Raw genomic sequence first — 23,479 nt, forward strand, 5'->3', positions numbered from 1 at the left:
GGGGACGGAGGGGATTAAGTCGTTTATGCATAAACGACTTAATCCCCTCCGTCCCCTTTATCCACGCCATGCGTGGAGGGAATCAACGGAATGCCGGCCAGCGGCCGGCACGACCGGTATGCGCGTTACTGCAGGGACGGGGCCGGGCCGACGTCCATGCCGTCGTAGTCTTCCACGCCCTTCTCCGCGGCCAGCGCCGCGAACTCCTGGTTGCGACGGTCCAGCGAGGCTTCGTCGTGAATCTCCACGCGCTCCACATGCAGCACGTGGAACGGCGCGTCGCCTTCTTCCGGCTCCTGCTCGAACAGTTCCACGAAGGTGTAACCCTGCGCCTGCAGATGGTCAGCCAGCACCTGCAACGGCTCAGCAGTGGAATGCACGAAGAAGTACCCCCACAGTAACGGGCCGGTGATGTCCCAGTCGGTGTTTTCGCGGAGGTTGGCGAACAGGTTGCGGGTGTCTTCGAGGTCCATGCGGATTCCAGGGGTCGGGGGGATTACTTGTCGCAGCCCTGCAGCTTCAGCGTCTGGCCGTGGCGCAGGCTGTAGGCCGGGGCCTTCAGGCCGTTGGCGCGGGCCAGGGTCGGCACGTCGCACTGGAATTTCGCGGCGATGGCGCCCAAGGTCTCGCCCTTGCCCACCTTGTGGCTGCGCACCGGCTTCGGGCGCGCCGCCGGGCGCGGGGCCGCCACCGGCGCCACCGGGGTGGTCGGCACGCTGGTGGACGCGGCCGCATCGGCCACCGGCACCACACCGCCCACGGCCACGCTGCCGGTGTAGCTGGCAGCGGTCGGACGCTTGATCGCTGCGTTCAGATCGGCGGTGATCAGGGTACGGGCCAGGTCGGCACGCGGGCCGCTGACGCAGTTGCGCTGGTACAGGCCGGCGATGCGGGTGGTGGCGTTGATCAGCGTGCCGGCCGGAATCCAGCCGTCGGCTTCATAGCGCGGGTTGAGGTTGCGCAGCGCGCGCATGTAGCCATCGCGGGTGCCGTGGCTGCCCAGGCAGATGGTCAGTTCGTAGATGGTGGTGGACTTGGCCAGGCGCAGCGTGGCCGGCTGCGCGCTGATCTTCGGGAATTCCACGCCGTACTGCTGCGGGTGCAGGAAGATCCAGGCCGCCGCGATCACCATCGGCACATAGTCCTTGGTCTCGCCGGGGAACTGGTTGTAGACGCTGTCGGTCCAGAAGCTCTGGCCGGCGCTCTGCTTGAACACGCGCGCGGCACGGCCTTCACCACCGTTGTAGGCGGCCACCGACATTTCCACGTTGTTGTTCAGCTCGCGCAGACGCTCGTTGAGGTAACTGGCGCTGGCTTCAGCAGCACTGCGCGCATCGAAACGGGTATCGAAGCCGGTGCCATCCGGACCGAGGCCGAAGCGGCGGCCGGTGGCCGGCATGAACTGCATCAGCCCGGCGGCGCCGGCGCGCGAGGACGCATGCACGCGGCCGTTGGATTCCTTGGCCATGATGCCGAACAGCAGCGCCTCGGGCAGGCCGCGCTTTTCCCACTCCGGCCACATCACCGCGCGCAGGTTCTGGTAGTTCTCGTAGCTGGTCAGCAGCGCCGGGCGCATGTCGGTCAGCCAGCGGCGGATGCCGGCCTGCACCGCCGGGTTGTATTCGACCATGCTGTCGAAGGCGTGCCGCTTGTCGTTGAGCAGCGCGGCAGCGCGCGCGGCCTCCGGCACGTCGGCGGTGAGCGGGCCGATATGGTCGGGGTCGGCTTCCAGGCGGTCGCCGCCTTCGTCCGCCACGTCATCGCTGGCCGCGGCATCAGCGTCGTGCTTGAGCAGGCGCTTGTAGCTGGCAAGCAGGGTGCCCATCTGGCAGCCCTTCTGCTTCACGCAGTCGTTGAGGACATCTTCCATGTCTTCCAGCGCGGCATCGGCCTCGTTGCTGCCCTTCGGGTCGGCATTGGCGACCAGCAACAGGGCGTCGCTGTAACGCTTTTCGGCGACGGTCATGCGCTGCTGCAGCGCATCCACCTTCACCTTGTCCCGGGCCGAAACCCGCTGCGCATGGGCGTCGGGCGCCAGGGAAACCAGGCCGGCCAGGGCCAGCAGCGGCCAACCGCGGGAAATCAGGACAGGAACGGGCATTGATGGCACTGTGTGCGAAACAGGCAGGCAGAGTAGCGGCGCCGCCAAGGTCCGGGCAAGCCGACCTTCGGACCGCCACCGCCGGCGGTTAACATTGGGCTATTCACCACAAGGGCTGGACCATGGATCCGATTCTGCTCGGCAAAGGCATTACCGACGATATTGCCGTCACCCTGCTGCCGAAACTCGGCAACCGCCACGGCCTGGTGGCCGGCGCCACCGGTACCGGCAAGACGGTGACCCTGATGACCCTGGCCGAGGGCTTCTCGCGGCTGGGCGTACCGGTGTTCCTGGCCGATGTGAAGGGCGATGTGTCCGGCTTGGCCGTGCCCGGCACCGGCGCCGAGAACCTGCTGACGCGTGCTGCCGAGATCGGCGTGGCCGACTATGCGCCGGCCGCCAGCCCCACCATTTTCTGGGACCTGTACGGCAAGCTCGGCCATCCGGTGCGCACCACGGTCAGCGAGATGGGCCCGACCCTGCTGGCGCGCATCCTCGAGTTGAACGACACCCAGTCCGGCGTGCTCGACATCGTGTTCAAGCTGGCCGACGACCGAGGCCTGCTGCTGCTGGACATGGACGACCTGCGCGCCCTGCTCGGCCTGGTGGCCGAGGAGCGCAAGGACATCTCCACCGAGTACGGCCTGGTCAGTGCGCAGTCGATCGCCGCGATCCAGCGTTCGGTGCTGCGCCTGGCGCAGGATGGCGGCGAGAACTTCTTCGGTGAGCCAGCCCTGGAACTGGCCGACATCATGCGGGTCAATCACGACGGCCGCGGCGTGATCGGCATCCTCGCCGCCGACCAACTGGTGCTCAAGCCCAAGCTGTATTCCACCTTCCTGCTGTGGCTGCTGTCGGAGCTGTTCGAGCAGCTGCCGGAGGTGGGCGACCTGGACAAGCCGAAGCTGGTCTTCATCTTCGACGAGGCCCACCTGCTGTTCGACGACGCACCGCCGTCGCTGGTGCAGCGCATCGAGCAGGTGGTGCGCCTGATCCGCTCCAAGGGCGTGGGCGTGTATTTCTGCTCGCAGTTCCCCGACGACGTGCCGGGCAACATCCTCGGCCAACTGGGCAACCGCGTGCAGCACGCGTTGCGTGCGTTCACCCCGCGCGACCAGAAGGCGGTGAAGACCGCGGCCGAAACCTTCGTGCCGAACCCGAAGCTGGACGTGGCCAAGGTGCTGAGCCAGCTCGGCACCGGCGAGGCGCTGGTATCCACGCTGCAGGACAAGGGCGTGCCGATGCCGGTGCAGCAAACGATGATCGCGCCGCCGCGCTGCCGGATGGGACCGATCACCGAGACCGAGCGCGCGCAGGTGCGTGCCGGCAGCCCGGTCGGCAGTCGTTACGACACGGCGATCAACCGTGAATCGGCCGCCGAGCTGCTGGCCCAGCGCGCGCAGAAGACGGTCGAGCAGGCGCAGGCACCGGCCGCCCGCAGCCGCGAGCAGGACGAAGCGCAGGAAGGCGGTTTCGGCCAGGCGATCAAGGATGCGATTTTCGGCACCAAGCGCCGCCAGGGCATGATCGAGACAATGGCCAAGCAGACCACGCGCACGGTCGGCACCAAGCTGGGCAACCAGATCGTGCGTGGCCTGCTGGGCGGCATCTTCGGCGGCAAGCGCTGATTCACCGCCACTGGCGGTCAGAGCCCTTTCCACGGGAAAGGGCTCCGACCCCATCGTTCCCCTGAAAAGAAGTCTTACCGCATGTCCCGTTGGCGTCCCCCTGCAGAAAAGAGTACCGCCCTGATCACCGCCTCCGGCCACGCACGGCTGAAGGCCGAACTGGATGACCTGTGGCGGGTCCGCCGCCCAGAGGTGGTGAAGGCGCTGGCCGCAGCCGCCGCGGAAGGCGATCGTTCCGAGAACGCCGAGTACACCTACCGCAAGAAGCAGCTGGGCGAGATCGACCGTCGCGTGCGCTACCTGACGAAGCGATTGGAATCGCTGCGCGTGGTCGACACCACGCCGACCGATCCGCAGGCGGTGTTTTTCGGCGCGTGGGTGGAACTGGAGAACGTGGACAGTGGCGACACCAGCCGCTATCGCATTGTCGGCCCGGACGAGACCGACGCAGGCCTGGGTTGGATCAGCATCGATTCGCCGCTGGCACGTGCGCTGCTGAAGAAGCGGCTGGATGATGAATTTTCGGTGGAACTGCCCGGCGGCCAGTTCACCTTTGCGGTAATCGGGGTGGAGTACCCGCAAGTGTAGGGCCGAGCCGATGCTCGGCTGATGGGCAAACGCAGCCGAGCATCGGCTCGGCTCTACAGGGAGGACATCAACGGCGGCGGGTACTGGCGGCCGGCACGCAGCGGGCGGAAGTACGCGGCATCTGCGTAGAAGGCGACATCCTGTCCCTCGTACCAGTCCGGGATTCCGGCCAACGGCAGCGGACGCAGCTGCAGCGGATCGGTCACTGCCCTGCCCTCGGCGATGGCCGCAGTCACTCCGTCAACGCAGGCATCATCGACTTCACCGTGCACCACCACACACTTGCCCACCAGCCGGCGGCCCGGCAGCAGCGCCTGCTCCATCAGCGCGTGCCCGAATACCGCAGCGATGGCGATGTCTCCGCTCAGCCAATATCTCGATTCAAATAGCGCACGCCAGTCGTGGGCATCCCAGGCAGTCAGCGGCGCGTGATCGCGCACACGCACGATCACGCCGGTCTCATCGAACTGGGTCAGCGCGGCCTGCGCACGGTTGCGCTGGCCCGGCGGCATGGCCTCGATATGCCTGCACTGCTGCACATTGAGGGCCTGCTTGAGCTGCGGGTAACGGGCCCACACCAGTGCATTGAACAGGTCATGCCAGTTGTCGGTGCGGGTGGCGATATGCCCCTGCGCGATGCGCGCCTCGTAATGCAGGCCGTCGGCCAGCAGCGCGGCGTCCTGTTCCACCAGGCGCTTGCCGGGCAACCCGAGCCGCGCATCAAGCGCTGCGATGGACGGCCATGCCGCATCGTCCAGCAGATCACGGAAGTCCTGCAAGCCGGCGAACAGCGGATGTTCAAGCACCTGCGGATCGACCGCCGCACGCGGCGGCGGCACGAAGCGGCGGACACCGCTGCCGTCACCGGCGGCGGTCGTCGCTGTGGTCACAGCATCTTGAGATCGAATGCCGGGCGGGTAGCGGCCGGCAGCGCGTCACCGTACAGGTCGTGCTCGTCGCTCTCGGTGATTTCCACGTCGACGAACTCACCCACGCGCAGCGGCACCTGGTCGGCATTCTGGATGTGCACCAGGCCATCGATCTCCGGGGCATCGGCCTTGGAGCGGGCCACGGCGATATCGCCTTCGATGGCGTCGACCAGGCACTGCTGCACGGTGCCGATCTTGGCCTCCAAGCGCGCAGCGGAAATCTGCGCCTGCTTTTCCATGAAACGGGCCAGCCGCTCCTGCTTCACTTCCTCCGGCACCGCATCGGGCAGGTCGTTGGCGGTGGCGCCTTCCACTGGCGAATAGGCGAACGCACCGACGCGGTCCAGCTGCGCCTCGTCCAGGAACGAGAGCAGCTCTTCGAACTCGGCCTCGGTCTCGCCCGGGAAGCCAACGATGAAGGTCGAACGCACGGTGATGTCCGGCGCGATACGGCGCCAGTTCTGTACGCGCTCCAGGGTCTTCTCGACCGCACCGGGGCGCTTCATCAGGCGCAGGATGCGCGGGCTGGCATGCTGGAACGGAATGTCCAGGTACGGCAGGATGCGGTTCTCGGCCATCAGCGGCACCACCTCGTCCACGTGCGGGTACGGGTAGACGTAGTGCATGCGCACCCACGCATCCAGCTCGGACAGGCCTTCGCACAGCGCCTTCAGGCGGGTCTGGTAGGCCTTGTCGCGCCACATCTTCTCGGCGTACTTCACGTCCACGCCATAGGCCGAGGTGTCCTGCGAAACCACCAGCAGCTCACGCACGCCGCCGCGCACCAGGCGCTCGGCTTCGCGCAGCACCTCATCCACCGGGCGCGAGACCAGCTTGCCGCGCATCGACGGAATGATGCAGAAGCTGCACTTGTGGTTGCAGCCTTCGGAAATCTTCAGGTACGCGTAGTGGCGCGGGGTCAGCTTGATGCCGTAGTCAGGCACCAGGTCCACGAACGGGTCGTGCTTGGGCGGCAGTGCTTCATGCACGGCTTCCATCACGCTCTGGTAGTCCTGCGGGCCGGACACCGCCAGCACGTTGGGGTACGCCTCGCGGATCTGCTCCGGGCGCTTGCCCAGGCAGCCGGTGACGATGACCTTGCCGTTCTGGTTCATCGCCTCGCCGATCGCGTCCAGCGATTCGGTCACCGCCGAATCGATAAAGCCACAGGTGTTGACCACCACCACGTCGGCCGAATCGTAGGACGGCACGATGTCGTAGCCTTCCGAGCGGAGCTGGGTAAGGATGCGTTCGGAATCGACAAGGGCCTTCGGGCAGCCAAGGCTGACGAAGCCGACTTTGGGGTTCAGCTGGGACATGGAATCGCGGGACTCTGGGGGCCTGGGCCCCTGCCGTCGTGGCAGGGGTTCCTGGGGGCCGGGGCCTGAAAGGGCGCCAGTATACCGGGGTTGGCGGCCGCGCTCTGAATGGCCAGCCGCCCGATCCCGCACAGCCGCTGACATCGCGCTAACCCACGCTGCACCGACAATGCCGTTCTGTTCCCCACAACGAGATGGAAACGATGGCCGAGTGGATCACCCTGGATACGCATCACGGCCCGGTACGGGCCTGGCAGGCCCTGCCGGAGGGCACCCCGCGTGGCGGGCTGGTGGTGGTGCAGGAAATTTTCGGCGCCAACCCGCACATCCGCGGCGTAGCGGAGCGCTTCGCGGCCGAAGGCTACGCGGTGCTGGCGCCGTCGTTCTTCGACCTGGTCGACGGTGCAGAAGCCGATCCGGATGCCCTGCCCTATGACGCCGAAGGCGTGAAGCAGGGCCTGGAACGGGTGACCGCACTGGGCATGGAGAAGGCGCTGGAGGTCGTGCGTGCGGCCGCCACCCGGCTGGCACCCCATGGCAAGGTCGGCACGGTGGGCTACTGCTGGGGCGGCACGGTGGCGATGCTGTCGGCCCTGCGCCTGGGCCTGCCCTCGGCCAGCTACTACGGTGCGCGCAATGTCCAGTTCCTGGATGAGACGCCCAAGGCCCCGGTGATCTTCCACTTCGGCGCCCAGGACAGGAGCATCCCGCCGGAGGCGGTCCAGGCCCATCGCGAGAAGCTGCCGCAGATGGCCACCTTCGTCTATCCGGCCGACCACGCCTTCAACCGGGAGGTCGGACATGCGTATGATCCAGACAGCGCCGCCCTGGCGCTGCAACGCACCCTGGACTTCTTCTCGGAGCATCTTGGATGAGCGATTTCGAACTCGATTCACGCCTGGCCACCGATAGCGTGCTGGTGGCGGAAGGACCGTTGTCGCAAGTGCGGCTGATGAACGACGAACGATTCCCCTGGCTGGTGCTGGTACCGCGCCTTGCCGGGGTGACCGAGTGGATCGAGCTGGACGGCGAGCAGCAGGACAAGCTGCGCACCGAGCTCAACCGCGCCTGCAAGGCCCTGAAGGGTGCCGACGGGGTGGAGAAGATCAATATCGGTGCGCTGGGCAACATCGTGCGGCAGCTGCATTTCCATGTGATCGGCCGCCATGACGGCGACCCCGCGTGGCCGGGCCCGGTCTGGGGCAGCGGCCCCGCGCACCGCTACGAGCCGGGTGCACTGGACCAGCATGTCGCCTACTGGAAGGAACGGCTAGGATATCCAGCCCAGTCCTGAGCGTTTGCCGACCCGATGCGATTCAACCTCGTTGCCGCCGTCCTGCTGATCCTGATCGGCCTGTTCATGCTCGCCAGCAACCTCGGCTGGGCGCACCTGAACCTGTCCAAGCTGCTGCTGACCTGGTGGCCGGTGGCACTGGTGGGTGTCGGCATCGCGATGCTGTTCGGTCGCGGGAAATAAAGAAGGCGGCGCATTGCGCCGCCTTCCTTCATGTAGAGCCGAGCCATGCTCGGCTACCCTGCCAAGAAGCCGAGCATGGCTCGGCGCTACAACCGATCAGGTCCGCGGCAGGGTCACGCCGGTCTGGCCCTGGTACTTGCCACCACGATCGCGGTACGACGTCTCGCAGATGTCATCGGCGGCCGCCTGGAAGAACAGCATCTGCGCCACGCCTTCGTTGGCATAGATGCGCGCCGGCAGCGGCGTGGTGTTGCTGAACTCCAGGGTCACGTGCCCTTCCCATTCCGGTTCCAGCGGGGTCACGTTGACGATGATGCCGCAGCGCGCGTAGGTGCTCTTGCCCAGGCACACCACCAGGGTGTCGCGCGGGATGCGGAAGTACTCCACGGTGCGCGCCAGCGCGAAGCTGTTTGGCGGGATGATGCATTCATCGCCGACGATATCGACGAAGCTGCCCGGATCGAAGTGCTTGGGATCGACGATGGTCGAGTTGATGTTGGTGAACACCTTGAACTCGCGCGAGCAGCGCACGTCGTAGCCGTAGCTGGAGGTGCCATAGCTGACGATGCGCTCGCCGTTGGCCTGCTTGACCTGCCCGGCCTCGAACGGCTCGATCATGCCGTGCTGCTCGGACATGCGGCGGATCCAACGGTCACTCTTGATGCTCATGCTTTGTCCTGGGGTGCGAGGGGGCGCGAGGATTCTAGCAGGGGGCCGGGCGTCGCCGGCGGCCCCTGCCCGGGCACTTACAGCAGCGACGACAGGATCGGGATCGAGGCACGCGGACGCTTGCCAACCTCCTCGATCAGGCGCTGCGCGGCATGGCGGTAGGCCTGGGCCGGAACCGAATCCGGCTGGGCCACGGTGATCGGGGTACCGGAATCGCCCTGCTCGCGGATGCCGATCTGCAGCGGCAGCGAACCGAGCAACGGCACGCCGTACTGCGCGGCCATGCGCTCGCCGCCGCCCTCGCCGAACAGGTGCTCGACATGCCCACAGCTGCTGCAGGTATGCACCGCCATGTTCTCGACGATGCCCAGCACCGGCACCTCGACCTTCTCGAACATCTTCAGCGCCTTCTTCGCGTCCAGCGTGGCGATGTCCTGCGGCGTGGTGACAATCACCGCACCGGCCAGCGGAATCTTCTGGGTCAGGGTCAGCTGGATGTCACCGGTGCCCGGCGGCAGGTCGATCAGCAGGTAGTCCAGGTCGTCCCACAGGGTGTCGTTGAACAGCTGGGTCATCGCCGAGGTGGCCATCGGCCCACGCCAGATCATCGGCGTGTCCTCTTCGATCAGGTAGCCGATCGACATGGTGTCGACGCCGAACGCACGCAGCGGCTCGATGCTCTTGTTGTCCGGGCTTTCCGGGCGGCCGGACAGGCCCAGCATGGCCGGCACGCTGGGGCCATAGATGTCGGCGTCGAGCACGCCCACGCGCGCACCGAGCTGCTGCAGCGCCACGGCCAGATTGACCGCGGTGGTCGACTTGCCGACGCCGCCCTTGCCCGAACCAACCGCGATCACATTGCGGATGCGGGCATGCGGCGTGAGTCCCTTCTGGACCTGGCTTGCATGGGGACGGCGGGGAGAACTGTTCACAACGAGCACCGGCGGGGTCAGGGGGAATAACCGAGCATCATACAAGCTGGACGTAACCTGACTGAAATTCAGGATTGCTACAGATTCGTGCACAGATTGTTAAGTTCATGTTACGTTCGACCCGCACTGTTTTGGGCTGCGGAGCTGGCATTTCCAGCCCGCGCGATGGCGCATGCGCAGTGCCGTTTTTGTTTTTGCTCTCCAATGGAACTACATGAACTACGTAAGCAACACCGCACGTCGCAACACGCTCGCCGTCGCCCTGATTTCCGCTCTGATGGCCGCCGCCCCGGCAATGGCCCAGGACAAGGCGACCAACCTGGACAAGATCACCGTCACCGGTTCGCTGATCCCGCAGACCCAGGTTGAAACCCAGACCCCGGTGATGTCCATCACCGCCGAAGACATCCAGACCCGCGGCTTCAGCAGTGTTGCTGAAGTGCTGCAGCAGTCGTCGCTGACCACTGGCGGCCTGCAGGGCGGCCAGACCTCGGGTTCGTTCACCCAGGGCGCCGAAGCCGCCGGCATGTTCGGCCTGAATCCGGGCTACACCAAGTACCTGATCAACGGCCGCCCGATGCTCTCGTATCCGGCGCTGTACAACGGCAGCGAAACCTTCAACAACATCAGCGGCATTCCGATCGACATCGTCGAGCGCATCGAAGTGCTGCCGGGCGGCCAGTCCTCGCTGTACGGCTCGGACGCGATCGCCGGTGTGGTCAACATCATCCTGAAGGAGCGCATGGACGGCGGCACCATGACCCTCCGTGGCGGCACCTACACCGAAGGCGGCGGCAGCAACATCCGCTTCAGCGCTGCCAAGGGCATCAACGCCTTCGACGACCGCTTCCATGCGCTGTTCAACGTGCAGATCGAGAACGGCAGCCCGATCTGGGGCTACCAGCGCGACATCACCCGCCAGAACAACCCGGTCGGCTACACCGCCCAGGTTCCGTCGAACGACTTCGCCGTCATCACCAACGCTGACAACAAGCTGCTGATGATGGACCCGAGCCGTTGCGCCAACGTGGCAGGCCTGTACGACGGCACCACCGTGGTCGGCAAGCGCGCGTCGGGCGAGTCCTGCGGTTCGGTGTACAGCGCCGGCTACAAGACCCTGAAGAACGGCAAGAACAGCGGCCAGTTCTACTCGTCGATGACCTTCGACGTGAACGACAACTTCCAGCTGTTCGCCGACGTGCTGTACAGCAAGGAAAAGACCGAGTTCACCTCCGGCTCGAGCGCCCTGTGGTGGGGCACCAAGTCGGTCATGGGCGGCTTCTACGACCAGGGCCTGGGCAAGGTCGTGAACCTGCAGCGCGCCTTCGCGCCGGAAGAAATCGGCCCGGGCCACTACAACAACATCATGAACTCCGACGAAAGCCGTGCCTACCAGGTCACCCTGGGCGGCAAGGGCATGGTCGGCGACTGGGACTACAGCGCCAGCTTCACCCGTGGCGAGTACCGCCTGGACCAGAACCGCTTCGTGCGCTGGAAGGACAAGATCGAAGACTTCTTCGGCCAGACCGTGCTGGGCCCGCGCCTGGGCACCTCGGCTGGCGGCTTCGGCATCTACAACCCGGACTATGCGGCCTTCTACTCGCCGATCACCCCGGACCAGTTCGCCAGCTTCACCGGCTACGGTACCCACCGCAGCAAGACCTGGCAGAACCTGGGTCGCGTGCAGGTGACCAACGGCTCGCTGTTCAGCCTGCCGGGCGGTGATGCCGGCCTGGCCGTCGTGCTGGAAGGTGGCAGCGAAGGTTGGGATTACTCGCCGGACCAGGCGTTCGTTGATGGCAATGTGTGGGGCACCACCGCCGTCGCCGGCGCCGGCCACCGCAGCAACTACGCGGTCACCAGCGAACTGCGCATGCCGCTGCACGACACCCTGACCGTCAGCGCCTCGGGCCGCTATGACGCCTTCAAGATCGCCGACAAGACCGTCGACAAGGCCACCTACAGCATCGGCCTGGAATTCCGTCCGATCGAGAGCCTGCTGCTGCGCGGCAAGTACGGTACCGCCTTCCGCGCACCGACCCTGTCCGATGCCTTCCAGGGCATGAGCGGTTCGTACTCGTCCGGCCAGAATGACTACTACCGCTGCAGCCAGATGGGTTATGGCCTGCGTGATGAGGCCTGCTCGTTCTACAAGAACACCTCGGTGTACAGCGAAAAGTCCGGTAACCCGGACCTGAAGCCGATCACCGCCGATGTCTGGAGCGCAGGTGTGGTGTGGGCCCCGGTCAGCAACTTCTCGCTGTCGGCCGACTACTACAACTGGAAGATCAAGAACGAGGTCAAGACCCTCAGTTCCGACCAGCTGCTGCTGGCCGAGTACCAGTGCCACAACGGCCTGCCGAACAACACCTCGGCCAGCTGCGGTGACGTGACCAACTGGATATCGCGCGACGCCGGTGGCAACCTGACCCGCGTATACACGCCGAAGCTCAACGTTGCCAGCCAGAACCTGGAAGCGGTGACCGTGGCGGCCAAGTACCAGCAGGATATCGGCCGCTTCGGCTCGCTGATGTTCTCCGGCAACTACACCAACATGCTGAAGCGTGAAGTGCAGCCGATGCCGGGTGCCGCCAAGCTCGACCTGCTGAGCGACCCGTACAACATGTGGTACTACGACAACTTCGCCAAGGTCCGCGGCGATCTGTCGGTGGCCTGGAACATCGCCAAGTTCACCACCACCGTGTACGCCAACTACGTCGGCAGCACCCCGAACTACCTGGCCTACACCGGCCGCAGCTACGGCTACGTCCACTCCTCCGGCGCCAAGGCCGGCAAGTGGGGTTCGTACACCACGTACAACCTGAGCATGAACTACCAGGCACAGGAAGATCTGGTCCTGTCGCTGATGGTCAACAACGTGTTCAACAAGCTGCCGGAAGGCCAGCGCTACAACTACCCGGGCAACGAATCGACCCCGTTCAATGACGGCTTCTACAGCGTCTACGGCCGCCAGATCTCGGCCCAGGTCAAGTACAACTTCTGATCCCGTCGTTTTCCGGACTCCGTGTCTGGACCAGGCCCCGCTTCGGCGGGGCCTTTTTTTTTGGTTCCAGGAAGCCTTCGGTAAAGCACTTATGCAGAAGCAGCAAATGCACTACGACAGAATGACCTTCATATCGCCATCTTTTGAAACACACCAAAACAATTGGCGTTAACCATTGATTTACCGACATTTTTCAGGCCAAACCCCGCTTGACGAAATGACGATCGCGTGTCCTCTGCGTTAAGTGCGTGTTACGGTCCGACTGAATGGAATGCAACTGAACAGATCGTTAAACCGACATGGAAGCCGGTCGCCAAGACATCTCACTACGGGGATTTTCAATGTCTCGCCATCGTTCCACACTCTCGCGCCACCCACTGACCCTCGCCCTCCTCGGCACGCTGCTCGCCTCCGGCACGGCCCTGGCGCAAAGCAACAATGCGCCGACCCAGCTTGACCGCGTGACGGTCACCGGTTCGCTGATTCCGCAGACCGAGATCGAGAACCACACGCCGGTCTTGACCGTGACCGCCGAGGACATCCAGACCCGCGGCTTCACCAGCGTTGCCGATGTCCTGCAGCAGTCCTCTCTGTCCACGGGTGGCCTGCAGGGCGGCCAGACCTCGGCCTCGTTCACCCAGGGCGCCGAAGCCGCCGGCATGTTCGGCCTCAGCCCGGGTTACACCAAGTACCTCATCAACGGTCGCCCGATGCTTTCGTATCCGGCGCTGTACAACGGCGGCGATACGTTCAACAACATCAGCGGCATTCCGATCGACATCGTCGAGCGCATCGAGATCCTGCCGGGTGGCCAGTCCTCACTGTATGGCTCCGATGCGATCGCTGGCGTGGTCAACATCATCCTCAAGGAACGCATGGATGGTGGCGTCCTCAACGTACGTGGTGGCGCCTACAGTGAAGGCGGCGGCAACAGCTTCCGCCTCAGCGGCGCCCGCGGCTTCAATGGCGTGGATGATCGCTTCCATGCGCTGGTCAACGTGCAGTATGAGAAGACCAGCCCGATCTGGGGTTACCAGCGCGATCTGACCAAGGTCAACAATCCCGACGGTTACAGCCCGCAGTACGTCTCCAACGACTTCCTGGTGCTGCTGCCGGCCGCCAACAACGCCTACGCCATGATGGACCCGAACCTGTGCGCCAATGTGGCCGGGCAGTTCGATGGCACCACGGTGCTCGGCACCCGGCCCACCGGCCAGGCATGTGGCTCCACCTATGGCACCGGCTACAAGACCATCAAGAACGGCAAGGAAAGCGCGCAGATCTACAGTTCTGCCACCTTCGACGTGAATGACAACTTCCAGTTGTTCGGCGATGCGCTGTACAGCCTGGAAGAGGTCAAGTACGCGACGGGTTCCGGCTACACCTGGTGGGGCACCTCGTCCGGCTGGGGCCGCTTCTATGACCAGGCCAGCGGCCAGTACATGAACCTGCAGCGGGTGTTCGCCCCGGAAGACATCGGCGGCGCCGGCTACCGTGACATCATGAACACCGACCGCAACAAGGCCTACCAGGTAACGCTGGGCGGCCGCGGCACGGCCGGCAACTGGGACTACAGCCTCAGCTTCACCCGCGGCGAGTACAAGCTGACCGAGCGCAACTTCGTGCGCTGGAATGACCCGATCAACGATTACTTCGAACAGCGCGTGCTGGGCCCGGTGCTGGGCACCACCAGCACCGGTTACGACATCTACAGCCCGAACTGGGAAGCCTTCTACGCGCCGCTGCCGGCCGGAGACTTCCAGACCTTCACCGGTTACAGCTACAGCCAGAGCCGTACCTGGCAGAACCTGGCCCGTGCACAGGTCACCAACGGCTCACTGTTCAAGCTGCCCGGCGGCGACGCCGGCCTGGCCGTGGTCGTTGAAGGTGGCAGTGAAGGCTGGGACTACAGCCCCGATCCGGGCCTGATGGATGGCAGCGTCTGGGGCACCACGGCGGTCTCCGGCGCCGGCCACCGCAGCAACTATGCGGTGACCGGTGAGCTGCGTCTGCCGCTGCATGACACGCTGACAGTCACCGGCTCCGGCCGCTACGACGCCTTCAAGATCGGCAGCAACACCGTCGACAAGTCCACCTACAGCATCGGCATCGAGTTCCGCCCGATCGAGAGCCTGCTGTTCCGCGGCAAGTACGGCACCGCCTTCCGTGCGCCGACCCTGTCCGACGCATTCCAGGGCCGTAGCGGCTACTACGCCAACGGCTCCACCGACTACTACCGTTGCGGTCAGCTGGGCTACGACCCGGCCAACACCACCGGTTGCCCGTATGACAGCGTCTCGGTGTTCGGCACCCGCGCCGGCAACCCCGACCTGGAACCGATCACCGCCGACGTCTGGAACGCAGGTGTTGTGTGGGCACCGATCAACAACCTGTCGCTGTCGGTGGACTACTACAACTGGAAGATCAAGAACGAGGTCGATACGCTCAGCTCCGACCAGCTGCTGCTGGCCGAGTACTATTGCCGTGGCGGCCAGGCCAACAACACCTCGGCCAGCTGCCAGAACGTCAACGACTGGATCACCCGCGATGCGTCCGGCGTGCTGGACGAGATCTACACCCCGAAGATGAACGTCGCCCGCCAGAACCTGGAAGCGCTGACCGCCAGCTTCAAGTACGTGCACGACATGGGCCGCTTCGGTTCGTTGCAGTTCTCGGGCAACTACACCGACATGCTCAAGCGCGAACTGCAGCCGCAGCCAGGCGATGAGTTCCTGGACCTGCTGCGTGACCCGTACGCGATGTGGGTATACGACTCGTACGCCAAGGTGCGCGCCGATGGTTCGGTCGGCTGGGCCAAGGACAAGTGGACCACCACCCTGTATGCCAACTACATCGGCAAGACGCCGAACTACATGGCCTACGTGGGCAATGGCTACGACTACGTCCACAGCTCCGGCTACAAGGCAGGCAAGTGGGGGTCCTACACCACCTACAACCTGAGCGTGAATTATCGCGCGCTGGACAACCTGACCCTGTCGCTGATGGTCAACAACGTGTTCAACAAGATGCCGGACAACCAGCGCTTCAGCTTCGCCGGGACCAGCGGCCAGCCGTACAACAATTACCTGTACAACGCCTACGGGCGTGCCATCTACGTGCAGGCGAAGTACGAGTTCGGGGGCAAGTAAACGAGCCGCGCCAGGGCGCCCCGTGCTGACGGGGCGCCCTGGCACGCGGTCAGCTGCGGGTTTCACATGCAGTTGACGGACGCCCGGCACTCGTTCATCTTCAGGTCATCTTGATGGATAAACGCCAAGGACGTCCCGAAGATGAACCGCCCTGCTGTGACCCGTACCGCCCTGGTGGCCGCCCTGGCACTCGCCGCCAGCCAGGCCAGCTCCGCCCCTTTGCCGGTTGAAGACTTCGCCAAAATCCCTGCGATCCAATCCGTCTCGATGAGTCCGGACGGTAAACAACTGGTCGCCATTATCGCCGCACCGGGCAGCAACAATGGCGACACCGCATTGGCCAACTGGAATCTGGACAAGTTGGGCGCAGGACCGGTCGCCATCACGCCTTCCGGTGACCGCATGAAGTTCATTGCAGCCAGCGCCCTGAAGGCGGGCCGCAGCCTGGTGATCGGTCGCCAGGAGCTGACCGCGCAGTTGGCGGGCTGTGGCGAAGGCAACTCTGTAGGCTCGACCAAGACCTTCCTGGCCAAAGCCTACCTGACCGACAGCAGCCAGACCAAGTTTGACGAAGCCTTTGCCGACAACAGTCGCAAGCTGGGCATCAGCGAACAGACCCGCCGCTGTCTGGAGATCGCGGGTACGGCCTCGCTCGTGCATTCTCTACCGCTGGATCCGGACAGAGTGATCATTTCCCAGGTCAACCAGTCCACACTGTCGTCGAACTACTATCTATTCAATCTGCGCACTGGTGAGACCGGGCTGCTGTTCCGTGGCGACGCCCGTTCCTCGCCAGGCCTGTTCCACCCCCGCGATGGCGAACTGCTGACCCGCACCCAGATCGAACCTGCGGGCTCGAACGAGTATGAGCAGCAGATACTGATCAAGAACAAGGGCAGTGGCCAGTTCGAGAAGCATGACCCGCTGACCACGCGCCTGAGCGATCGCTACACGATGGACGTTGTCGGGATCGACGACCAGACGGGCAAGTTGTACGTGCTCACCGACAGGTTCTCGGAGCAGGTCCAAGCACGCCTGTACGATCCCGCCAACCGAACCTTCGACAACGAACCGCTGGCAGCACATCCCCAGTATCCGATTGGCGGCCTGATCCTGGGCACCAAGCCAAGCAACTTCAATCAGGTTCTTGGGTTCTACCTCGAAGGCCCACGCCGCGAGGCTGTGTACGTGGACCCGCAGATGAAGGGCCTGTACGAAGGCCTGAAGCAGGCCTACCCAGGCACCTACGTTGCCATCTCTGGCTACAACGACGACTTGTCGCGGGTCCTGTTCACGACCAATGCCGCCGATCAGCCCACGACCTACCGCATGCTGAGTGATCGCAAACAGGTCACCACCCTGGGCAGCGAAAGACCCTGGGTCGATGGCAAGCAGATCGGCGAGCAACGCTGGGTCACCTACACAGCGCGTGACGGCCGCAAGATCCCGGCGATTGTCGATCTTCCGGTTGGATGGAAACAGGGAGATGCACCGCTTCCGGCGCTGGTGCATCCGCACGGCGGCCCCTGGGCACGCGATTACACCGGATGGGATGTGTCTGGCTGGGTGCCGTTCTTCACGTCACGCGGTTACGCCGTGATCCGGCCGCAGTACCGGGGTTCGACCGGTTTCGGTCGCGAGCATTGGCTTGCCGGTGACAAGCAGTGGGGCCTGACCATGCAGGATGACAATGACGACGCCGCTGCCTGGCTCGTGCAGCAAGGCATCGCGGCAAAGGATCGTCTGGCCATCTTCGGTTATTCCTACGGCGGCTTTGCTGCTGCTGCTGCGACGGTCCGCGCCCCATCGCCATTCCAGTGCGCCATCGCAGGCGCGCCCGTTACGGATCTCGCACGACTGGGTGTTTCCTGGAGCGAGAACAGGCTGCAGCGGATCCTGCAGGGGCAGACCGTCAAAGGCATGGACCCGATGCAGAACACCGCGAAGGCCAATATTCCTCTCCTGACGTTCGTTGGTGATCGCGACGTGCGTACCCCGGCATTCCATGCCAAGAACTTCTACAGCGCAGTGAAAGACAAGGTACCGGCAAAGTTCGAGCTGATTCCGGACATGCCGCACAGCATGCCGTGGTACCCCCGCCACTACCAGGTAACGCTGCCACTGATGGCCGACTTCCTCGCAAAGGACTGTGGACCGGGCGGGCTTTGACCCCCCTACCCCCTACCCCCGACCCGCGGCTACCAGCCCGCCCCGCCACCGCCAGGTTGGCGGGGTTCTTGCCCCCAGAACGCTGAATTGACCATTAGCAACAATAAGTTACGCAACAGCATCATTCACGTTGCATTTACTTTACGCCCAACATACACTCCGTTAACCGAAGCATAACAAATGGGGGTCAAACAGTATGCGCAGTACCAACCGCCTAATTTCGCCAAGCCGCCTTCCGCTCGCCCTGGCAGTGGTCGCCTGTCTTCAAGCAGCACCGGTTCTGGCCCAGGAAGCAGCACAAAAGGAAGCCGCGGCGTCAAGCGCCTCCCCTGAAAGCAAGAAGGCGACCGACCTTGACAAGGTAACGGTCACCGGCTCACTGATTCGCCGTGCCGACTATGAGACCACCTCCCCGGTCTTCACCATCGACACAGAACGAAATGCGACCCAGGGACAGGTAAACGTCGCTGAGTTCCTGCAGAAGTCGGCCATTGGTGCCGCAGAAACCCAGATCACCAACCAGTTCGGTGGCTTCAACACCAACGGTGGTACCGGCGTACAGACCTTCTCGCTGCGTGGCCTGGGTGCCAACCGCACGCTGGTTCTGCTGGACGGCCAGCGCCCGGGCCCGGCAGGTACTCGTGGCGCCGTCGGGGCCTTCGACCTGAACGTGCTGCCGACTGCTGTGCTGCAGCGTGCCGAGATCGTGAAGGATGGTTCGTCTTCGATCTATGGTTCCGACGCCGTTGCCGGCGTAGTCAATCTGATCACCAAGAAGCACTTCGATCGCCCGGAACTCACCGTGACTGGCCGCGTGCCGACGGAAGGCGGTGGCGAAGTGTTCTCCGCCTCGCTGGCCAATGGTTGGAACTTCGAGAAGGGCAGCATCGTCGCAGCCGTCGAGTGGTACAAGCAGAATGAACTGACCCGCGGCGACCGCGACTACTTCAAGTGCGCTGAAGATCTGGTCTGGGACGCAGATGGCAACCGTATCGATCGTGTCGACCGCTCGATCATGGCCAACACCAATCTGGGTGGCTGCCAGAACATGCTGCACAACGTCGTGGACGTGACCAACAACCGTGTCACCACCCGCTACGTGCCCAGCCCGGACGGCTCCACGGTGGGCCCGTTCCCGGGCTACCGTCCGCGTGCCAACCAGACCTATGCCAACGGCAATCCGATTGCCACCTATGAAGAGCCCAACAACTTCCTGGGTTACGGCAAGTCCCACATCGTCAACAAACAGGAACGCAAGTCGGTCTACTTCGCGACCGACTTCGGCTTCGATTCGTTCAACTGGAAGACCCAGTTCCTGTACAACAACCGCACTACTGACAACTTCCAGTGGCGCCAGTTCTTCCCGACTGTCCGCCTGCCCGGCAGTGCCACCGCAACGGCACAACCGGTCATGCCGTTCAAGAGCATTTCCAACACGGAAGTTGACTACTTCTACTTCGCCAACAAACTCGATGGCCTGATCAAGGGCACCGACACCTGGGCCTGGGAAGTCAATGCCAACTACACCCGTTCCAACGGCAAGTACAGCACCCTTGGCATCCGCAACTCGATAAGCGGTGACCTCGGCCGCCCGGGTGCAGGTACCACCCCGGCAGCCAATTACTTCGACCCCGGCTACCTGAGCGGCGCCAAGGTCGATGAGCTGATCGGCATCCTCGGCGTTTGGGCCAACGGCAAGACCACTTACGATCAGACCACCGTCAACGCGGTGTTCAGTGGTGAACTGTTCGACCTGCCGGCGGGTGCGTTGGCTACTGCGGTGGGCTTCGAGTACCGCAACTACAAGATCGACGACAGGCCGGCGCCGGAGAACTACGATCTGTGGGGTTCGACCACAGCCGATCGCACGAAGGGCGATGACAAGGTCAAGGAAGCGTTTGTCGAGTTCGACATCCCGTTGCTGAAGGGCCTGCCCGGTGTTGAATCGCTGTCGGCCAATGCTTCTGGCCGCGTCTTCAAGTACGACTCGATCTCCGGCTCGGACAACGTGTGGAAACTCGGCCTGAACTGGCAGATCATTCCCTCGCTACGTCTGCGCGGCACCATCGGCACGTCCTACCGCGCACCGGGCCTGTACGAAATGTACCTGGGCAATCAGACCGGCTTCCTGGCGCAGACCCAGATCGATCCCTGCATCCGCTGGGGTGAAAGCAACAACACCCGCATCCAGGCCAACTGTGGCGCGGCAGGCATCCCGGCCGACTACACCGCCGCTGGCAACTCCAGCGCTACCGTGTATACCCGCGGCGGCAAGGACGGGAACCTGACTCCGGAAACCTCGCGCGCGCGCAGCGTCGGCCTTGTGTTCACGCCTTCGTTCGCCGACCTGAGCATCGCCATCGACTACTTCGACTACGAAGTGCGCGATCAGATCACCTCACTCGGTGCGTCCTCCATCCTGCAGGGCTGCTACGAATCGACCACCTATCCGAATCGTTACTGCGACCTGCTGCGCCGCAATCCGAGCACCAGCGCGAATGCGAACATGGTGACCGAGGTGTATGCCCAGTACCTGAACATCAACCGCCAGCGCACCCGCGGCTGGGACATGACACTGAACTGGGATCATGAGTTCAGCTTCGGCAAGTTCTCGCTGGACTCGCAGATCACCTACACGGTGGAAGACACCGCAGAACTGTTCGACAGCGCGGCTGCCAGTGGCCTGTCCTCGTCCGACCGCCTGGGTGACCTGGGCCGTCCGGACCTGGTTGGTAACCTCGGTTTGAGCCTGAAGCGTGGTGACTGGACCTACAACTGGTTGACGCAGTACATCGCCCAGACCAAGGATCCAGATCTGGACGAGAAGTTCACCTACCAGAACCGACCGAACTCCTACCGCGATACCACCCTGGAGAGCCGCTTCTACCACACCGCTTCGGTCAGCTACGACCAGGCCGACTGGCAGATCCTGGTGGGCGTGGCGAACGTGCTGAACACCAAGCCGCCGCTGATCTCCAGCAGCGTCTACTCGTCGCGCTACGGCAACACCTACCCGTTCGCCACCCAGTACGACTACTACGGCCGCACCCCGTTCGTGCGTCTGAAGTACAAGTTCTGATCCACGCCTGATCGCAGCACCCCGACAGACCCGGCTTTTGCCGGGTCTGTCTTTTCCGGGCCACGAAACGGCCCCCTTGCGCCCGGCCATGACCTTCGACACCCTTGCAGGGCAGGCCGGCGGCGTATTGTTCGGCCCACGGCCGTCCCCGCGGCCCTTCCCTGACTCACTCGGCCTGGAGGCCATCAAAGTGACCCGTACTCCCAAGATCGTGCTGCTGACCCTGGCCGTTTCGGCCGCGCTGGTCGGCTGCGGCAAGAACGAAACCCCGGCCAAGGACGCCACCGCCTCCACGCCGGCTGCCGCCGAAGCCACCCAGTACACCCTGGACGAGAGCAAGCTGCCGGCCTACAACGCCTTCCAGCCCAGCGATCTGGATACCAGCAAGGACGCCTGCGGCGCCTTCGGCGACTACGTCAACAGCAAGTGGCTGGCCGCCAATGAAATTCCGGGCGACCGCACCAGCTGGGGCGCGTTCACCATCCTCGACGAGCGTTCGGTGGCCGTGCAGCACCAGCTGGCTGAACAGGTCGCGCAGGTCAAGAACCCGAACCACATTGAGAAGATCGTCGGCGACCTGTGGGCCACCGGCATGGACGAAGCCAAGATCAACGCCCAGGGCATCGAGCCGCTGAAGGCCGACCTGACGGCGATCGACGGCCTGCAGGACAAGGCCGCCATCGCCGACTACCTGCGCAGCAGCGCCGCAAAGGGTGACAACGTCCTGTTCGGCTTCGGCGCCGAAGCCGACTTCAAGAACTCGGCCGTCAACCTGGCCTACGCCAGCCAGGGCGGCCTGGGCCTGCCGGACAGCACGTACTACACCGATGCCAAGAACGCCGACAAGCTGAAGGCCTACCAGGCGCACGTCGCCAAGGTGCTGGAGCTGTCCGGCGTCGCCGCTGCCGATGCTGCCAAGCAGGCCGAGGACGTGGTCAAGTTCGAGACCCGCCTGGCCAAGGCCTCCAAGTCGCGCGTCGAGCTGTCGCGCAACGTCGAGCTGTACTACAACCCGGTCACCCTGGCCGACGCCGACAAGCTGACCCCGAACTTCAGCTGGACCGAGTTCTTCAAGTCGCAGGGCGTGGCCGCACCGGAGAAGTTCTCGCTGGCCATGCCGGCCTTCCATGAGGAAGTGAGCAAGGCACTGGGCGACACCGATCCGTCGGTGTGGCGTGCCTACCTGCGCTTCCACACCGTGGACAGCGCCTCGCCGTACCTGGCCGACGCCTTCGTGCAGGAGAACTACGAGTTCTACGGCAAGACCCTCAACGGCCAGAAGGAACAGAAGCCGCGCTGGAAGCGCGTGCTGGGCACCATCGAGAACGATGCCGGTGAAGCCTTCGGCCAGCTGTACGTGAAGGTTGCCTTCTCGCCGGAAGCCAAGGCGAAGATGGAAGAGCTGGTGAAGAACCTGGCCGCCTCGCTGAAGGAACGCATCCAGGGCCTGAGCTGGATGAGCGATGAAACCAAGGCCAAGGCCATCGCCAAGTGGGAAACCTTCACCCCGAAGATCGGTTACCCGGACAAGTGGCGTGACTGGGCGGGCCTGCAGACCCAGCGCGACAGCTACCTGGGCAATGTGCGCGCGGCCAGCGAGTTCAACTACAAGTTCAACCTGTCCAAGATCGGCAAGCCGGTGGACAAGACCGAGTGGGGCATGACCCCGCAGACGGTCAACGCCTACTACAACCCGCTGCAGAACGAGATCGTGTTCCCGGCCGCCATCCTGCAGCCGCCGTTCTTCGACCCGAAGGCCGACGACGCGCTGAACTACGGCGGCATCGGTGCGGTGATCGGCCACGAAATGACCCACGGTTACGACGACCAGGGCGCACGTTTCGGGCCGACCGGCAACATGGAAGACTGGTGGACCGCCGCTGACAAGAAGAACTTCGAAGGCCTCACCGGCAAGCTGGTCAAGCAGTTCGACCAGTACAAGGTCGACGGCCAGGCCGTGAACGGCCACCTGACCCTGGGCGAGAACATCGCCGACCTGGGCGGCCTGGCTACCGCCTACGACGCGCTGCAGAAGGCCTCCGCCGGCAAGGAAGATGCAAAGGTCGATGGCTTCACCCGCGACCAGCGCTTCTTCTTCAACTGGGCCACCGTGTGGCGCACCAAGTACACCCCGGAAAACGCCAAGGTCCGCCTCGCGACCGACCCGCACGCGCCGGCGCAGTTCCGCGCCATGGGTGCGCCGTCGAACCTGCCGACCTTCGCCGCGGCATTCCAGTGCAAGGCCGGTTCGCCGATGGCCCGCACTGGCGAGCAGCAGGTGGTGATCTGGTAAGCCACGGCTGACGCCAAGGCAGACCTGCAGAGGCCCGGGAATTCCCGGGCCTTTGTTTTTCTGGGGTGTCTTTCATCCACGCATGGCGTGGATCTACTGATCCCGGCGCTCCCCGGTAGCTGCCGACCTTGGTCGGCGAATG

General features: G+C 64.2%; 16 protein-coding genes. 10 read left to right on the top strand and 6 right to left on the bottom strand.

The window, feature by feature from the left end:
• Nucleotides 1-125: 125 nt before the first annotated feature.
• Nucleotides 126-473: a ribonuclease E inhibitor RraB gene (locus ACW5IY_RS15650; RefSeq protein WP_049436791.1), complete on the bottom strand. Its 348-nt coding sequence runs from the start codon at nt 471-473 to the stop codon at nt 126-128.
• 23 nt (nt 474-496) lie between these two features.
• Nucleotides 497-2,101 carry a transglycosylase SLT domain-containing protein gene (locus ACW5IY_RS15655; RefSeq protein ID WP_049436792.1) on the bottom strand — a complete coding sequence of 535 codons (1,605 nt, stop codon included), beginning with the start codon at nt 2,099-2,101 and terminating at the stop codon, nt 497-499.
• A 122-nt stretch (nt 2,102-2,223) separates the two neighbouring features.
• Here ACW5IY_RS15655 and ACW5IY_RS15660 point away from each other — a divergent pair, with 122 nt between their 5' ends.
• Together ACW5IY_RS15660 and greB are read left to right on the top strand one after the other, a co-directional pair.
• On the top strand, nt 2,224-3,729 hold the full coding sequence (locus ACW5IY_RS15660; RefSeq protein WP_049436793.1) for a helicase HerA-like domain-containing protein: 1,506 nt from the start codon (nt 2,224-2,226) through the stop codon (nt 3,727-3,729).
• Between the two features lie 81 nt (nt 3,730-3,810).
• Entirely contained in the window at nt 3,811-4,317 is a 507-nt protein-coding gene (greB, locus tag ACW5IY_RS15665) for a transcription elongation factor GreB (protein ID WP_049436794.1), read from the top strand.
• Nucleotides 4,318-4,370: 53 nt separating this feature from the next.
• Here greB and ACW5IY_RS15670 read toward each other — a convergent pair whose 3' ends face one another.
• Entirely contained in the window at nt 4,371-5,207 is an 837-nt protein-coding gene (locus ACW5IY_RS15670; protein ID WP_049436795.1) for a DUF3025 domain-containing protein, read from the bottom strand.
• A complete protein-coding gene (rimO, locus tag ACW5IY_RS15675; protein ID WP_049436796.1) occupies nt 5,204-6,565 on the bottom strand; it encodes a 30S ribosomal protein S12 methylthiotransferase RimO in 1,362 nt (453 codons plus the stop codon). The genes ACW5IY_RS15670 and rimO overlap by 4 nt, the downstream gene beginning before the upstream one ends.
• Before the next feature lie 203 nt (nt 6,566-6,768).
• On the opposite strand from rimO, the gene ACW5IY_RS15680 reads away from it, so the two are divergent.
• Genes ACW5IY_RS15680 through ACW5IY_RS15690 form a run of 3 tightly spaced genes read left to right on the top strand, consistent with a single transcriptional unit; the run spans nt 6,769 to nt 8,042 of the window.
• Nucleotides 6,769-7,440 (top strand): dienelactone hydrolase family protein, encoded by a 672-nt coding sequence (locus tag ACW5IY_RS15680; RefSeq protein WP_049409172.1) that lies wholly within the window; start codon nt 6,769-6,771, stop codon nt 7,438-7,440.
• Complete coding sequence (locus ACW5IY_RS15685; protein ID WP_010483023.1) at nt 7,437-7,859, top strand: HIT domain-containing protein; 423 nt, start codon at nt 7,437-7,439, stop codon at nt 7,857-7,859. The genes ACW5IY_RS15680 and ACW5IY_RS15685 overlap by 4 nt, the downstream gene beginning before the upstream one ends.
• Before the next feature lie 15 nt (nt 7,860-7,874).
• Nucleotides 7,875-8,042 (top strand): LiaI-LiaF-like domain-containing protein, encoded by a 168-nt coding sequence (locus tag ACW5IY_RS15690; RefSeq protein ID WP_049436797.1) that lies wholly within the window; start codon nt 7,875-7,877, stop codon nt 8,040-8,042.
• A gap of 96 nt (nt 8,043-8,138) precedes the next feature.
• Here the strand turns inward: ACW5IY_RS15690 and dcd are convergent, their stop codons facing one another.
• Nucleotides 8,139-8,711: a dCTP deaminase gene (gene dcd, locus ACW5IY_RS15695; RefSeq protein WP_010483020.1), complete on the bottom strand. Its 573-nt coding sequence runs from the start codon at nt 8,709-8,711 to the stop codon at nt 8,139-8,141.
• A gap of 77 nt (nt 8,712-8,788) precedes the next feature.
• Nucleotides 8,789-9,643, bottom strand: coding sequence for an iron-sulfur cluster carrier protein ApbC (gene apbC / locus ACW5IY_RS15700; protein ID WP_026347084.1), 855 nt, complete (start codon nt 9,641-9,643; stop codon nt 8,789-8,791).
• 214 nt (nt 9,644-9,857) lie between these two features.
• Between apbC and ACW5IY_RS15705 the strand changes: the two genes are divergently transcribed.
• From ACW5IY_RS15705 to ACW5IY_RS15725, 5 genes are all read left to right on the top strand, one after another.
• Entirely contained in the window at nt 9,858-12,647 is a 2,790-nt protein-coding gene (locus ACW5IY_RS15705; protein WP_049436798.1) for a TonB-dependent receptor plug domain-containing protein, read from the top strand.
• 341 nt (nt 12,648-12,988) lie between these two features.
• A complete protein-coding gene (locus ACW5IY_RS15710) occupies nt 12,989-15,796 on the top strand; it encodes a TonB-dependent receptor domain-containing protein (RefSeq protein ID WP_049436799.1) in 2,808 nt (935 codons plus the stop codon).
• A 141-nt stretch (nt 15,797-15,937) separates the two neighbouring features.
• Complete coding sequence (locus ACW5IY_RS15715; protein WP_049436800.1) at nt 15,938-17,965, top strand: alpha/beta hydrolase family protein; 2,028 nt, start codon at nt 15,938-15,940, stop codon at nt 17,963-17,965.
• A gap of 196 nt (nt 17,966-18,161) precedes the next feature.
• On the top strand, nt 18,162-21,044 hold the full coding sequence (locus ACW5IY_RS15720; protein ID WP_043401138.1) for a TonB-dependent receptor plug domain-containing protein: 2,883 nt from the start codon (nt 18,162-18,164) through the stop codon (nt 21,042-21,044).
• Nucleotides 21,045-21,234: 190 nt separating this feature from the next.
• The gene (locus tag ACW5IY_RS15725) at nt 21,235-23,337 is read left to right on the top strand and encodes a M13 family metallopeptidase (RefSeq protein ID WP_019338610.1); all 2,103 of its coding nucleotides are present in this window, start codon (nt 21,235-21,237) and stop codon (nt 23,335-23,337) included.
• The last annotated feature ends 142 nt before the right edge of the window (nt 23,338-23,479 follow it).

This window comes from Stenotrophomonas sp. C-A (assembly GCF_054030835.1).

What these genes read in the sequence shown, in the direction of transcription:
- ACW5IY_RS15650 (WP_049436791.1), bottom strand. Translation starts at nt 473, where the DNA reads ATGGACCTCGAAGACACCCGCAACCTGTTCGCCAACCTCCGCGAAAAC.
- ACW5IY_RS15655 (WP_049436792.1), bottom strand. Translation starts at nt 2,101, where the DNA reads ATGCCCGTTCCTGTCCTGATTTCCCGCGGTTGGCCGCTGCTGGCCCTG.
- ACW5IY_RS15660 (WP_049436793.1), top strand. Translation starts at nt 2,224, where the DNA reads ATGGATCCGATTCTGCTCGGCAAAGGCATTACCGACGATATTGCCGTC.
- greB (WP_049436794.1), top strand. Translation starts at nt 3,811, where the DNA reads ATGTCCCGTTGGCGTCCCCCTGCAGAAAAGAGTACCGCCCTGATCACC.
- rimO (WP_049436796.1), bottom strand. Translation starts at nt 6,565, where the DNA reads ATGTCCCAGCTGAACCCCAAAGTCGGCTTCGTCAGCCTTGGCTGCCCG.
- ACW5IY_RS15680 (WP_049409172.1), top strand. Translation starts at nt 6,769, where the DNA reads ATGGCCGAGTGGATCACCCTGGATACGCATCACGGCCCGGTACGGGCC.
- ACW5IY_RS15685 (WP_010483023.1), top strand. Translation starts at nt 7,437, where the DNA reads ATGAGCGATTTCGAACTCGATTCACGCCTGGCCACCGATAGCGTGCTG.
- ACW5IY_RS15690 (WP_049436797.1), top strand. Translation starts at nt 7,875, where the DNA reads ATGCGATTCAACCTCGTTGCCGCCGTCCTGCTGATCCTGATCGGCCTG.
- dcd (WP_010483020.1), bottom strand. Translation starts at nt 8,711, where the DNA reads ATGAGCATCAAGAGTGACCGTTGGATCCGCCGCATGTCCGAGCAGCAC.
- ACW5IY_RS15705 (WP_049436798.1), top strand. Translation starts at nt 9,858, where the DNA reads ATGAACTACGTAAGCAACACCGCACGTCGCAACACGCTCGCCGTCGCC.
- ACW5IY_RS15710 (WP_049436799.1), top strand. Translation starts at nt 12,989, where the DNA reads ATGTCTCGCCATCGTTCCACACTCTCGCGCCACCCACTGACCCTCGCC.
- ACW5IY_RS15715 (WP_049436800.1), top strand. Translation starts at nt 15,938, where the DNA reads ATGAACCGCCCTGCTGTGACCCGTACCGCCCTGGTGGCCGCCCTGGCA.
- ACW5IY_RS15720 (WP_043401138.1), top strand. Translation starts at nt 18,162, where the DNA reads ATGCGCAGTACCAACCGCCTAATTTCGCCAAGCCGCCTTCCGCTCGCC.